Below are 13,182 nucleotides of genomic sequence, written 5' to 3'. Positions count from 1 at the left end.
GTCCCTTACGGACGCAGCGTCATCTCGCGCTGGACGTCCCGCTTGTCGAGCTTCGCGTCGAACTTCGCCAGCGGCTTGGCCGCCTGCGGGTTCGCCTGCACCGAGCTGGTGGCGACACCGGCCCAGTCGAGGATGCGGGCGGTGGCCAGGGCCTTCTGCTCGGGCACGAGGCCCGCGACGTTGGCGCCGTGGTTCATGCCGGGGGCGGTCATGACGTAGGAGTCCTTCGCGCCCTTGCCGACGCGGAACGGCTCCGCGCCCCACGGGTCGTTCTGGCCGTAGACGAACAGCATGTGCCGGGCGTTGTGGCGGACCCAGGTGTCCACGTCCCGCATCGCCGACGGCTGGAACTTCATGGGGATGTCCCGGGGGACGAAGTTGCGCGGCGGCTGGTAGCCGTAGCGGATGTACTGCTTCTCGATGTGCGGGAAGCCGATGGTCGGCGCGCCGAGCTGGGTGCCGGCCTGGTAGTAGTACGGCGTGTAGGTGGACAGGCCCTGGTCGGCGTAGGCGGAGAAGCCGGAGATGGTGTCGACGGAGTCCCAGATCTCGTCGTCGGTGGCGTTCTTGGCGTCGGCCGGGATCTGGTCGCAGTCGGACAGCAGGCTGTACTGCCAGAAGCCCCACACGTAGTCGAGGACGGTCGCCTCGAAGGCCTTGTCCAGGCTGCCGATGGTCTCGAAGGTGAGGCCGTTGTCCTGCGCGTAGGCCGCGTACTTCTTCTCCAGCGGCTCGCGGCGCACCAGCGCCTCGCGCTGCACGCCGTTCAGCCGGGCGCGGCACTCCGGGGTGCCGACGCCCGCGAAGAAGCGGTCGTAGGCCGAGTCCTCCTTGTTCACCACGTCGTTGGGGGCGACGTAGGCGACGACACCGTCCATGTCACGCGGGTAGAAGCGCTCGTAGTAGGTGGCGGTCATGCCGCCCTTCGAACCGCCCGTGGAGAGCCACTTCTTGCCGTAGATGCCCTTCAGCGCCTTGAAGACGCGGTGCTGGTCGCTGGCGGCCTGCCAGATGTCCAGCTTGGACCAGTCGGCCGGGGCGGGCCGGGACGGGGTGAAGTAGCGGTACTCCAGGGAGACCTGGTTGCCGTCCACGATCTGGGTGGGCTCGCTGCGGCGGGGCGTCGTGGAGACGTTGTAGCCGCTGGTGAAAAACACCGTCGGGCGCGAGACGTCCTTGTGCAGCACGGTGATGCGCTGCTGGAACGTGCCCTTGGAGGGCTTGTGGTGGTCGATCGGCTGCGTGTAGTTCAGGACGAAGAAGCGGTAGCCGGTGTACGGCTTCTCCTCGACCAGGCTCATGCCCGGAATGGAGAGCAGCCTCTCCTTGATGTCGGTGGTGCCGGCGGCGTCGGCGGCGGTGGCCGCTCCCGCCGTGCCCAGTGTGCCTATGAGCACCGTGAGCGCCAGCAGCCATCTGAGCGCCTTGCGCATGCGCACTCCCCTGTGAGACAGATGTGCGCCGGAAGCTAGCCCACCAACTCCCCCGAGCACCAGGGGACATAGGGAAAACCCTGTGCGCGCGGGGCGCGTCGCCGGGTGCCGTGCGTCAGCACACGATCCAGCCCGATATGAGCTTCCCCCGGCCGACCTGCCCCTTGAGCCAGACGCAGCGGCGCCCGGCGTGCACGGTGACCGGGCCCGCGTGGCGGGCGTACTCGCCCGCGTCGACGACCGGCCGGTTGCCGCGCGCCTGCACGCTCACCGACATCGTGCGCTTGGCGCCGCGCCTCTTCGGGAGGGTCACGGCGCACACGTAGCCGCCGCGCTTGTAGACGAGCACCGTCCCGGTGGAGAAGGGCAGGGTGCGGACCTTGCGCCCCGGGCACAGCGCGGTGGTGGCGGCCTGCGCCTCACCCGGCACCGCGACGGCGAGCAGCCCGGAGGCGGTGAGCACGGTCAGCCCGAGCGCGAGCCGCCGGCGTATCGCTCCACTGTCCACTGGTCGTCCTCCCGTACCGCGTCGTCCGCGACCATCGTCGTACGCGAGTACGGACGCATGACGTATGTCGGACGGTTGCGCGGACGTCACGAAGACGCGGCACGGGGTGCGTCAGCGGGACGCGCCGACCGGCTCCTCCGGCTCGGCGGCGCCGACGAACGTCCGCCACAGCTCGGCGTACCGGCCGCCGCGGGCGAGCAGCTCCTCGTGCGTGCCGTCCTCGGCGACCCGGCCGTGGTCCATGACGACGACCCGGTCGGCGCGGGCGGCGGTGGTGAGGCGGTGGGCGACGACCAGGGTGGTGCGGCGGCCCGCGATGCGGTCGGTGGCCTGGTTGACCTGGGCCTCCGTGGCCAGGTCGAGGGCGGCCGTGGCCTCGTCGAGCAGCAGCACGTCCGGGTCGACCAGCTCGGCGCGGGCCAGCGCGATCAGCTGGCGCTGCCCGGCGGACAGGTTGCGGCCCCGCTCGGCGACCTCGTGGAGGTAGCCGCCCTCCAGGGTGGCGATCATGTCGTGGGCGCCGACCGCCCGGGCCGCCGCCTCGACCTCGGCGTCGGTGGCGTCGGGACGGCCGTAGGCGATGGCGTCACGGACCGTGCCCTGGAAGAGGTACGCCTCCTGCGGGACGACACCGAGACGGTGCCGGTACGAGGTGAGGTCCAGCTCCCGCAGGTCGGTCCCGTCGACGGTGACGCGACCCCCGGTCGGGTCGTAGAAGCGGGCGACGAGCTTGACGAGGGTGGACTTGCCGGCGCCGGTCTCGCCGACGAACGCGACGGTCTGCCCGGCGGGGATGCGCAGGTCGACCCCGCCCAAAGCTTCCTCGTCGTCGCCGTAGGCGAAGTGCACGTCCTCGAAGGCGATCTCACCGCGCAGGGACGTGACCTCGACCGGATCGGCGGCGGACTTGGTCGACGTCGGCTCCCGCAGCAGCTCCTGGATGCGGCCCAGCGAGACGGTCGCCTGCTGGTAGCCGTCGAAGACCTGGGAGAGCTGCTGCACGGGCGCGAAGAACAGGTCGATGTAGAGCAGGTAGGCCACCAGCGACCCGATCGCCAGCGTCCCGTCGTCGACCCGGGCCCCGCCCACGATCAGCACGGCCGCCGCGGCCACCGACGACAGGAACTGCACGAAGGGGAAGTACACGGAGATCAGCCACTGGCCCCGGATGCGCGCCTGGCGGTAGTCGGCACTGTGCTCGGCGAACCGCCGCCCGCCGTCCCGCTCGCGCCGGAAGGCCTGCACGATCCGCAGCCCGGACACCGACTCCTGGAGATCGGCGTTGACGACCGACACGCGCTCGCGGGCGAGCTCGTACGCCTTCACGCTCGCCCGGCGGAAGAAGTACGTGGCGATGATCAGCGGCGGCAGCGTCGCGAAGACGACCAGCGCCAGCTCCACGTCGATCACCAGCAGCGCGACCATGATGCCGAAGAAGGTGACGACCGAGACGAAGGCCGTGACCAGGCCCGTCTGGAGGAACGTAGACAGCGCGTCGACGTCGGTCGTCATCCGGGTCATGATCCGCCCGGTCAGCTCCCGCTCGTAGTAGTCGAGCCCGAGGCGCTGGAGCTGGGAGAAGATCTTGAGCCGGAGCGAGTACAGCACGCGCTCGCCGGTGCGGCCGGTCATCCGGGTCTCGCCGACCTGGGCCGCCCACTGCACCGCGACCGTCCCCAGCCCCAGCAGGGCCGCCGCCCACACCGCGCCGAGAGCGGCCTGGGTGACGCCGGAGTCGATGCCGTGCCGGATCAGCACGGGCAGCAACAGGCCCATGCCCGCGTCGGTGGCGACCAGGGCCAGGCTGACCAGCAGCGGGAGCCCGAAGCCGCCCAGCAGGCGGCGCAGACCGTAGGAGTCCTCCGGCCGGACCGCCCGCACCTCGTCGATGTCGGGGACGTCGGTGGCCGGGGGCAGCGCCTCGACCTGGGCGAGCAGCTCGGGGGAGGCGGGGCTCTCGGCGAGGGCGGTGTCCTTACGCTCGCGGTCACCGCTCCACAGCCGCGGGGTGACCCCGCGCTCGGCGTCGAACTCGGCGTCGAGCTCGTCGCGTACGGAGGTGTCCTCCTGGGGGGAAGCGGGCTGGACGTGCCCCGGGGAGACGGCGCCCAGCTCGTCCGGGTCGGTGAGCAGGCGCCGGTAGAGGGCCGAGCGCTGCTGGAGTTCCTCGTGGGTGCCGATGTCGGCGAGGCGGCCGCCGTCCAGGACGGCGATGCGGTCGGCGAGGTTCAGCGTGGAGCGGCGGTGGGCGATCAGCAGGGTCGTGCGGCCCCGCATGACGCCCTTCAGGGCCTCGTGGATCTCGTGCTCGACGCGGGCGTCCACGGCCGAGGTGGCGTCGTCCAGGACCAGCAGGCGCGGGTCGCTGAGGATGGCGCGGGCCAGGGCGACGCGCTGGCGCTGGCCGCCGGACAGAGTGAGGCCGTGCTCGCCGACGGTGGTGTCGTAGCCGTCGGGCAGGTCGGCGATGAACCGGTCCGCCTGGGCGGCCCGGGCCGCCTTCTCGATCTCCTCCTGCGTGGCGTCCGGGCGGCCGTACGCGATGTTGTCGCGGACGGTGTCGGAGAAGAGGAACGAGTCCTCCGGGACCAGGCCGATCGCCGCCCGCAGCGACCGCAGGCTCAGCTCGCGCACGTCGTGGCCGCCGACCAGCACGGCTCCGCGGGTGACGTCGTAGAAGCGCGGCAGCAGCAGGGACACCGTGGACTTGCCCGAGCCGGAGGAACCGACGACGGCGAGGGTCTCGCCGGGACGGATCTCGAAGGACAGTCCGTCGAGGACCGGGCGGTCGTCGTCGTAGCCGAAGGAGACGTCGTCGAACTCGACCGTCGCGGGGGCGTCGGCGGGCAGGTCCTTGCGGCCGTCCTCGATCGACGGCTCGGTGTCGATCAGCTCCAGCACGCGCTCGGTGCCGGCACGGGCCTGCTGGCCGACGGTGAGGACCACCGCGAGCATGCGGACCGGGCCGACCAGCTGGGCGAGGTAGGTGGAGAACGCGACGAACGTGCCGAGCGTGATGTGCCCGCGCACCGCCAGCCAGCCGCCGAGGGCCAGCATCGCGACCTGGCCGAGGGCGGGGACGGCCTGGAGGGCCGGGGTGTAGACCGAGTTCAGACGGATGGTGCGCAGCCGGCCCGCGAAAAGCCTGCGGCCGACCTCCCGGAGCTTGCCGGTCTCCTGCTCCTCCTGCCCGAAGCCCTTCACCACGCGTACGCCGCTGACGGCACCGTCGACCACGCCCGCCACGGCGGCGGCCTGGGCCTGGGCGTACCAGGTGGAGGGGTGCAGACGGGTGCGGCTGCGCTTGGCGATCCACCAGATGGCGGGCGCCACGGCCAGGGCGACCAGGGTCAGCGGCACGGACAGCCACGCCATGACGACCAGGGAGATCAGGAACAGCGCGAAGTTCCCGATGGTCATCGGGAGCATGAAGAGCAGGCCCTGGATCAGCTGGAGGTCGCTGGTGGCACGGCCGACGACCTGGCCGGTGGACAGCTCGTCCTGCCGCCGGCCGTCCAGCCGGGTGATCGTGTCGTACATCTCCGTCCGCAGGTCGTGCTGGACGTCGAGGGCGAGACGGCCGCCGTAGTAGCGGCGGACGTAGGTCAGCACGTAGACGATCAGCGCGGCGGCGATGAGCAGCCCGGCCCAGGTGGTCATGTCCCTGGTGTGTCCGCCGATGACGTCGTCGATGATCACCTTGGTGATCAGCGGGACCAGGGCCATCACGGCCATGCCGGCCAGCGACGAGCCGAGGGCCAGTACGACGTCCTTCGGGTGGCGCCACGCATAGGCCCACAGCCGCCGTGCCCATCCCCGTTGCGGTGTCACACCGGTGCCTTCCATCCGTCCTGAGCTGCCGGAAGGCACCAACGCGATAGGGGGCGGATTTCATCCCGCCGTAACAGTTGCCGCTGGTTTCACGGGTGGGACCGGGCGCTGACGGTGCGGAGGCCGGGCCTCGGGGCAGCCGGACGTGCGCTGGGCTGACCCGTCGACCACTCACCTCAGCTGCCCCCTGGAGAAGAAGTCGGTCCGGGGAGCCACTCGTGTGCAAGAGCGACCAGAGCGGCAACGTCGATCTTCGGCAGGGCGACCAGCGCCGTTGTCCAATGTGACGTCGCCAGGATCGGCGTGATCAGACTTCTCGCGGTGTCGGTGTCCGTCTCGGACGCGACGGTTGCCAGCCCGATCGCCTGCTGTAGCGGGTCGGATATTCCCTGCGCGATGGACACTGCCTCATCGAGCTTCCCCGCGCTTGCCGCTCCGCACGCCACCTGGATCATGGCCTGCCGGTGGAGCGCCGGGTGCGCAATCGTGTCGACGATCTTCAGGGCACGGCTTGTCCGTCCTGCCCTGGCCGCGGCTCGGGCGACCCATACCAACGCCTGCCACCGTTGTTTGAGGTTGGTGATGAGCCCGGCCACGGTCTCGGCACGATCGATGTCTCCGGTGGCGGAGGCAGCGCGTGCCGCTGCGATCAGCGCCGGGCTGCGACGGGCTCTGTCGTGGGTCGCACAGGCCAGATCGTCCAGTGTCGCGCTCAGAGAGCGAGCGTGGGCAAGGTCCACAGGGGCCAGTTCCTCCACCAGGACGGCCATCGCCTCGGCCTTGAGATCGGTGAAAGGCAGTTGATCGACCAGCCGCTGTGCCCGGGACGGGTCGTGGGGTGTCATTTTCCGGATCACTTCGATCAGAGCTTCATACCGGCGCCATGGCTCGCCGAGGGAGCGCACCAGTTCCAGTGAGCGCTCGGGTTCCTTGGCGGCTGCGGCCGCAGCCGCCGCAATGTGCGCCTCGCCCCGGTGATCCGCGTATGCGATGGAGTCGACGAGGACCATGGCGCGGTCGATCTCTCCCGCCGCTGCCCGTGCAGCTGCTACGGCGATCAGGGCTTCGCCGCGTTCCCGGGGCAGACCCATGGTGTTCGCCAGAGCTTCCGCCAGATCCATGTCTCCGGCGGCGGCCACTGCCCTGGTCATGGCCAACAGCGCGTGCGCTTGGGGAGGAGTGACCGTGCGCACGAGAGCTTCAACGTTGCGAGCCAGTCTCTCGGCCGTCTCGGTGTCGCCGGTTGTGGTCATCGCCGATGCCACGCCGATCAGAGCCTGGGCCTTGGCCTCTGTGTCCTCTATCGCTTCCGCGAGGGCGGTGGCCCGCTCGGGATCGCTTGAGGCAGCCACGGCTCCGGCGACCTCGGCCAGTGTCCTGGCCTGGAGCTGGGGTTCGGTGATGGCACGGGCGAAGGTCTCCGCCTGGTCGGGGTCTACGGCGGCCGTTGCGCGGGCCACTTCGGCATAGGCACGCCACTTCTCCTCGCTCGTCCGGAAGGTGTCGATGATCTCCTGAGCGAGATCGGGGTTTCCTTTGGCCGCCACCGCGGAGGCGACCGCAGTGTGAATGGTGCCCGCGAACGCAGACTTCGAGTTGGCTCTGGCGAAGCGCCGGGCTCGCTCCGGATCACCGGCTGCTGCCAGGGCTCCCGCCACCGCGCTGGCAGCGTGGCCGTAGGCCGTCTGGACCCGTGAGCGAACGACCGCATCGGTGATGCCGGCAATGTTCCTACGCGTTGCGTGGGCAAGCAGCTCGGCGTCCTGGACGTGTCCGGCAGCGGCCAGAGCCTGCACCACTTGACTGAAGGTTTGCAGCCGGAGGCCCTGGTCGAAGAGTTCTGCGGCCAAGCTTTCGGCTCGTTTGGGATCTGTGGCAGCCACTGCGCGCGCCAGTTCGGCCAGCGCTCTGTCACGGTAGTGCGGATGATCGATGGAGCGGGCCAGGTGCTCAGCACGGTCGAGATCACCGCCCCGCGCGACGGCGCGTGTCGTGGCCACTCCCGCCTCGCGTTCCAGTCGCGTACCGATCCTGCGCGCTATCTCCGCGGCGAGGGAGGGGTTGTGGGCGGCCACGGTGTGCACCACCGCGTTGAGGACGTTGCGACGCTGTACGGGGTCGTCGATGGAGGAGGCGAAGCTCTCCGCTTCACCCGGGTCTCCGACGGCGACCACCTGGGCGACGGCGACCAAGGCGTCTGTCTGCGCCCGAGGGTCGTTGATCGCGCGGGCGAGGGCCTCAGCGCGGGCGACGTACCCCAGCTTCGCCCACAGGGCGGGCAGATTCGTCGGAATGCGGTCGTTGCGGTGCTCCAGGCGGTCCAGACGGCCGGCGATCCGAGCCAGGGCCAAGACATGAGTGTCGGGACGCGAGCGGTCGAGGATCATGTCGCGGACGGTGGTGAGTTCGGCCAAGGCCGCCGCGTCGCTGCCGGTGAGGTCGAGCATGCGTTCGTGGCGTGCGGCGTCGCGCGTCAAGTCGATGAGCCGCTCCACGTCGTCGTGAGCGCGCAGCAGCCCGAAGTAGCCGCTGAAGAGGTATTCGGGTGTGTTTTGGGGCCACGAACGCAGACGGTAGCCGTCGGCCCAGGTGTGGAGCCGGTCGTGGTAGCGCCTCAGCGACGTGCCGAAGGCCTGCTCCGCAGTGACCTGGAGTTCTTCGTGGCCCAGGATGTAGACCTCGTGCCCATCATGCGGACGCCACCGGCTCTCGCGCGGCTCGAAGGTTCGTCCGGCCACCGTGTGCAGGTGGTTCCTCACCGTCCAGGCGCTCACGTCAACGAGTTCCGAGAGATCCGCTGCGCTCAGACCACCGCCCGCCGCCGTGATCAATCCCAGCAGATCCTGCTCCAACTGGCTGCCGTTCAGCAGGCGTTTCAGTTCCCGCTCGAGGTCGCCCTGGATGTCATGCGCGTGCCGTGAAGTGCCCAGGATGCGGATGATCGACGGGTCGTACAGCGGATGTCTTCTCGGCACATCGTCAGGGGGCGGGGGGTTGTTGCGGCTCGCGACCAGGATGCGGAGATTGGCCGGCACCGGGTCGGGCAGCAGGGCGGCGATGCTGTGCGCATCCGGCCTGCTGGTCACGCCTCGGTCCTCGTCGAGGCCGTCGACCAGCAGCACCAAGCGCGTTCCGGACTCACCGCACAGTGCGGCCGCACGGTCCAGCAGATCCAGGTAGTACGGCTCGCGGGCCGTGTCAGTCAGGTACTGGGAGACCAGGTCCTCCCCCAGCAAGCCAGCCAACTGGCCCATCACTATCTCGGTGAAGGCAGTGCGGTCGTTCTGGGCTGCATAACGTGCGGTCACGAAGAAGGGCACCACCTGGACATCAGGCGGCGGATGCAGCGCGAACCACGCCATCAACGCGGTCTTGCCGGACCACTTGGGCGCCCGCCACCAGCTGTAGGACGAAGAGTCCTCGGCAGTGCAGAAACGGGCTAGTTCGGCCAGCTCGTCTTCACGGTCCAGTAACTGCTTCGGGGCAATACGCCGAACCTGCCACCAATACATGGACTGCTCGGCCCGCACTTTCCAGGCCGGCCCGCCGGGGCGTTCACTCGCCTGTTCCCGCCGAGCCAGCTCCACCTGCCGGCGCCACCAACGCTCGTCCGGCGGCTCGCCCGCCCACCGCGACCACACGTGGATCAACGCGATGAGCGCGTCGTCGCTGTCGGACCCGGGCACCTTGAACCGTTCGACCTCTTCGGGCGCCCAGTCACTGGTCCGCTTCCCGTTGAAGTCTTGCGCTCCCGGCAGGCCGCTCGAACGCACCGTGCGCTGCAGAACTGCCTGACTGGCGGACTTGGCCGCGGCCTTGCGGGCAGTTTCGGCTCTCTCGCGCAGCCCGCGCAGCCGCGCGTGTAACTCCCGCTTCTGGGCTCCCACCCGGGCCGCCCCTTCCCTCGCCGCTCCAGCCCGCTCGTGCCCGCGGCGGGCGCGGCGTCCATCGGCCGGAGATGGGTCTGACCGGCAGCGTAGCCCGCGCTCCGCCCGCCGCACCCGCGATCGAGGACACCGTCCGCCGGCGGAGGCGAGAGTCGCAGCAACGCCGGGCCCGGCGGTCCGATCCGACTCCCACGGTGATCAGGAGACTGCTCCATGACCGACCACACCAACCGTGACACCGATGCCCCACGTGCCCGCCGGGTTCCACGAAGTCTGCTGTACCGGGCGGCGCTTCGCGTCGCCCTCAGTCTGGCCGGCTCGTCCGGTCCGATTGCGTACGCCCTGGTGCAGTGGTGGATCCGCACCCACTGAACGTCACCTCTGGGTGAAGCAGGCGTGGTACGTCCGCGCCCGGGCGGGTCCGACAGCGGTCAGGCACGTGACCGCCGCCGACCCGCCCTACGGAAGGCGGAGTGAGTAATCGCCGGTCCGGTGGGACCGGGCCGGCGGTCCCGCCCGTCAGCTGGCCGCCAGGTCCTTGTGGATGACCTTGGCCACGGCCTGGATGGTGGCGATGCCGTAGTTCATCGTGCTGTTGCCGTGGGTGAGCACCGTCATCACGTAGTCGTGGCCGCCGCCCTTGAACGCGCCGACGCTGTGCACCCGCCAGCCGTTGCTGGAACGTTGCAGCCAGCCGTTCTTGACGGCCACGGTGACGCCCGAGGGCACTCCGTACGGCGTGCCCCAGCGCTGGGAGGAGACGACCTGGCCCATCAGCTTGAGGATGTAGGTCCGGGAGTTGTCGCTCAGGACCGCGTTCTTGGCGGTGAGGAGCTTGAGCAGCTTCTGCTCGTCGTTGACGGTGATCTGGGTCAGGCCCCAGTAGCCGTTCGCTCCGGGCTTGGTCTGCGTCATGCCGGCGGCCGCGAGGAAGTTCTTGATCTTCGTCATGCCGAGCTGCTTCCACAGGGTGGAGGTCGCCGCGTTGTCCGACTTGGTGATCATCGCCTTGGCGAGGGTGTGCTCGCGGTCGGTGAGGTACCGGTTCGATTTCTTCGCGTCCCACAGCAGCGCGGCGAGGACGGTGACCTTGACGACGCTGGCCGAGTCGTAGGCGGAGCTCGCGCGCAGGGTGCAGGTGGTGTTGGTGCTGCGGTCGTGGAGGCCGACGGCGACCGTGCCCTTGCGGGTGGCGAGCGCGGCGGTGATGTCCTTCTTCAGCTTGGTGGCGAGCCCGGCGTCGGAGGACGTGCAGGTCACGGCCGGAGGGGCGGCGGCGGCAGGCGTGGCGGCAGCGACGAGCGGCACGAGGACGCCCGTACCCACGGCCACGGCGAGCACTCTCGCGCGGCGGGATATCCCAGAAGTCATGCATCACATGACTCCCGGGCACGGGCGAATGGTTGTAGGACAGGGGAAGGCTTGTACGAGTCGTTATCGGAGGCCGGCCGGCTTTCACAGGCGGCGGCAAGCTCCGGCACAGCGACCTCCCATCGAGGCTGCCCACCCTGCTCGCCTTCCGCTCCGGCGGCTCGACACGGCGGCTGCGGCTGCTGGCGGTGTCGGTGGCGGCCGCCGTGGTCGCGGCGGTGGCTGGTCCGGCCGCGTACGCCTGGTCGGTTCCGTCGTCCGGCGCGGGCGGCGGCATGGGCGGTACGAACCCGACATGTGGGGCTGGTCCGGCAGCGACAAGGCGATGACGTTCGCCAGGCTCAAGGAGCTGGTGAGGAAGGGCGAACTGCGAACTGCACTACATCCAGGTCGGCGGCGGCCCGGGCGGCGGCTCCGGCGTCAGTTCCGAGGTCACGGTGTGGGTACGCCAGCACGGCACGGTGGTGAAGGAGAGCGCCTAAGGCGGGACTTCCGGCTCGGGATCCTCGACGCGGTCGAGCCAATCAAGCCCGTCGAGCCAGTCCGGTCTGTCCGGTCAATCGGCGGTCTACCGTCTCGACCCGTCCGATGTCAGCTGATCCCCATAACCCCGCACGATCGAACGGCCCCCGACTTCCAGGTCCGGGGCCGTTCCCGCGTCCCGGATCATGTACACCGGTGTCGGGCGAACTGGTGAAGGGAAGCGGAACGGTGGGCTATTGCCTGGAGATGAGCACCGGCGACATGAGAAAGGTGGTGCGGCTGCTCACGGCGGTGGAGCGGACCGAACAGCAGGAGCGCACGCTGGCCCGGGTGCGCAGGGAGTGCGAGCGGACCGACGCCCGCTTCCGGGAACAGGGCATCGACCTCGACGTCTCCATCAGCCGAGCCCTGGACGAACTCATCGAGGGCACCCCGAGCGCCGACCGGTGCCCCGCCTACAGCTACGCCTTCTACCAGGCCGTCGCGGCGCACTTCTCCGACCCCACCGACCTCGGCGCCTGGCGCCGCCCGTCCTGGTTCCACGCCATGGACGACGAACTGGCCCGGTACGGTGTGCCGTCCGACCTGCTCCCCGGCACGTTCCTGTTCGGCGGCCCGCCGCTGCGACTGCCCCACCCCGGCGACGCGGTGCCCGCGATCGGCACGCTGCCGGCCCAGCGGGCCGCCGCCCTCGCCGACGCCTACACGCGCGTGCTCGACCGTCTCGACCCCGAATTCCGTGGCCCGGCACGCCGGTTCGCCGACGCCCTGCGGGTCGAGGCGGAGGAGTGGGAGAGCGCGCGGGCGCGGGGGACGAATCCTGACACGCTGCTCTTCTGGTTCCACTGACCTCGCGGGCTGACCTCGCGGGCTGACCTCGCAGACCCCTGCCGGACCTCTTGACGCCGACTTTCCCACCGGGATACTTGCGGTCGACAGCGCGCCAACTGCCGCGTCAGACAAGGACTTTGTGCGAACGGCAGGGCCGCATGTCCGAGATCCCGAACGCCGTGCGAAGTTTCGCAAGTTTCGTGACGGCCACCCCCCACAGGAGGATCCGCACATGAGTCCACGCAAGGCACTCGTAGCCGCCCTGACCGCCGCCCTGCTGGCCGGGCCCGGCATCGCGCAAGCCGCCGTCGCACAGGCCCCGCCCGCCCCGGCCCGGGAGCGCGCCGCGGCGGCCACCATCACCTGGTCCCTCGTCCGGGCCGCCAACCCCACGGCGGATCAGAGGTCGGCCTACGACCTCATCACCAAGGCGATGAACGCGGCGGTGGCCCGCTACAACAACCTCAGCGACCTGGGCAAGACCCTCACCGTCCGCTACGAGCCGGGCGTCCCCACCGCCGACGGCAACATCAACGGCACCATCCGCTTCGGCAGCAACCGCAGCTACATGAACGAGCGGACGGCCCTGCACGAGATCGCCCACACCATCGGCGTGGGGACCAGCGCGGGCTGGTCCCGGCTCGGCGGGGGCGGCACCTGGACCGGCGGCCAGGCCACCGCGCTCGTCAGGCAGTACGACGGCTCCGGCGCCAAGATCTCCACCGGCGGCGGCCACTTCTGGCCCTACGGCCTGAACTACGACAACGAGTGGTCGGGTACGGCGGCCGACCGTCACGTCCACATCGTCGCCGCGATGGTCCGCGACGGCCTCTAGCCG

Annotated in this window: 8 protein-coding genes; 3 read left to right on the top strand and 5 right to left on the bottom strand. The window is 70.2% G+C overall.

Features of this window, described 5'->3' with window-relative positions; translation table 11 throughout:
* Positions 1-5: 5 nt before the first annotated feature.
* The 4 genes from AC0665_RS05980 to AC0665_RS05965 form a co-directional block, all read right to left on the bottom strand.
* On the bottom strand, positions 6-1,433 hold the full coding sequence (locus AC0665_RS05980; protein ID WP_478704499.1) for a S28 family serine protease: 1,428 nt from the start codon (positions 1,431-1,433) through the stop codon (positions 6-8).
* 115 nt (positions 1,434-1,548) lie between these two features.
* Positions 1,549-1,941 carry a hypothetical protein gene (locus tag AC0665_RS05975; RefSeq protein ID WP_478602083.1) on the bottom strand — a complete coding sequence of 131 codons (393 nt, stop codon included), beginning with the start codon at positions 1,939-1,941 and terminating at the stop codon, positions 1,549-1,551.
* A 111-nt stretch (positions 1,942-2,052) separates the two neighbouring features.
* Entirely contained in the window at positions 2,053-5,772 is a 3,720-nt protein-coding gene (locus tag AC0665_RS05970) for an ABC transporter ATP-binding protein (protein WP_478704498.1), read from the bottom strand.
* A 176-nt stretch (positions 5,773-5,948) separates the two neighbouring features.
* Entirely contained in the window at positions 5,949-9,659 is a 3,711-nt protein-coding gene (locus tag AC0665_RS05965; RefSeq protein ID WP_478704497.1) for a hypothetical protein, read from the bottom strand.
* 213 nt (positions 9,660-9,872) lie between these two features.
* Here AC0665_RS05965 and AC0665_RS05960 point away from each other — a divergent pair, with 213 nt between their 5' ends.
* Positions 9,873-10,031: a hypothetical protein gene (locus tag AC0665_RS05960; RefSeq protein WP_468633472.1), complete on the top strand. Its 159-nt coding sequence runs from the start codon at positions 9,873-9,875 to the stop codon at positions 10,029-10,031.
* A 147-nt stretch (positions 10,032-10,178) separates the two neighbouring features.
* Here AC0665_RS05960 and AC0665_RS05955 read toward each other — a convergent pair whose 3' ends face one another.
* The gene (locus AC0665_RS05955; RefSeq protein WP_478602077.1) at positions 10,179-11,030 is read right to left on the bottom strand and encodes a serine hydrolase; all 852 of its coding nucleotides are present in this window, start codon (positions 11,028-11,030) and stop codon (positions 10,179-10,181) included.
* Between the two features lie 678 nt (positions 11,031-11,708).
* Between AC0665_RS05955 and AC0665_RS05950 the strand changes: the two genes are divergently transcribed.
* The gene (locus AC0665_RS05950) at positions 11,709-12,362 is read left to right on the top strand and encodes a DUF7691 family protein (RefSeq protein WP_478602075.1); all 654 of its coding nucleotides are present in this window, start codon (positions 11,709-11,711) and stop codon (positions 12,360-12,362) included.
* Between the two features lie 214 nt (positions 12,363-12,576).
* Positions 12,577-13,179 (top strand): hypothetical protein, encoded by a 603-nt coding sequence (locus AC0665_RS05945; protein WP_478704496.1) that lies wholly within the window; start codon positions 12,577-12,579, stop codon positions 13,177-13,179.
* The last annotated feature ends 3 nt before the right edge of the window (positions 13,180-13,182 follow it).

This window comes from Streptomyces sp. NPDC043685, from assembly GCF_056436585.1.
This window is presented reverse-complemented; position numbering and strand designations above follow the sequence as displayed.

Coding starts and splice junctions, on each gene's coding strand:
- AC0665_RS05980 (WP_478704499.1), bottom strand. CDS start 1,433: ATGCGCAAGGCGCTCAGATGGCTGCTGGCGCTCACGGTGCTCATAGGC.
- AC0665_RS05955 (WP_478602077.1), bottom strand. CDS start 11,030: ATGACTTCTGGGATATCCCGCCGCGCGAGAGTGCTCGCCGTGGCCGTG.
- AC0665_RS05960 (WP_468633472.1), top strand. CDS start 9,873: ATGACCGACCACACCAACCGTGACACCGATGCCCCACGTGCCCGCCGG.
- AC0665_RS05945 (WP_478704496.1), top strand. CDS start 12,577: ATGAGTCCACGCAAGGCACTCGTAGCCGCCCTGACCGCCGCCCTGCTG.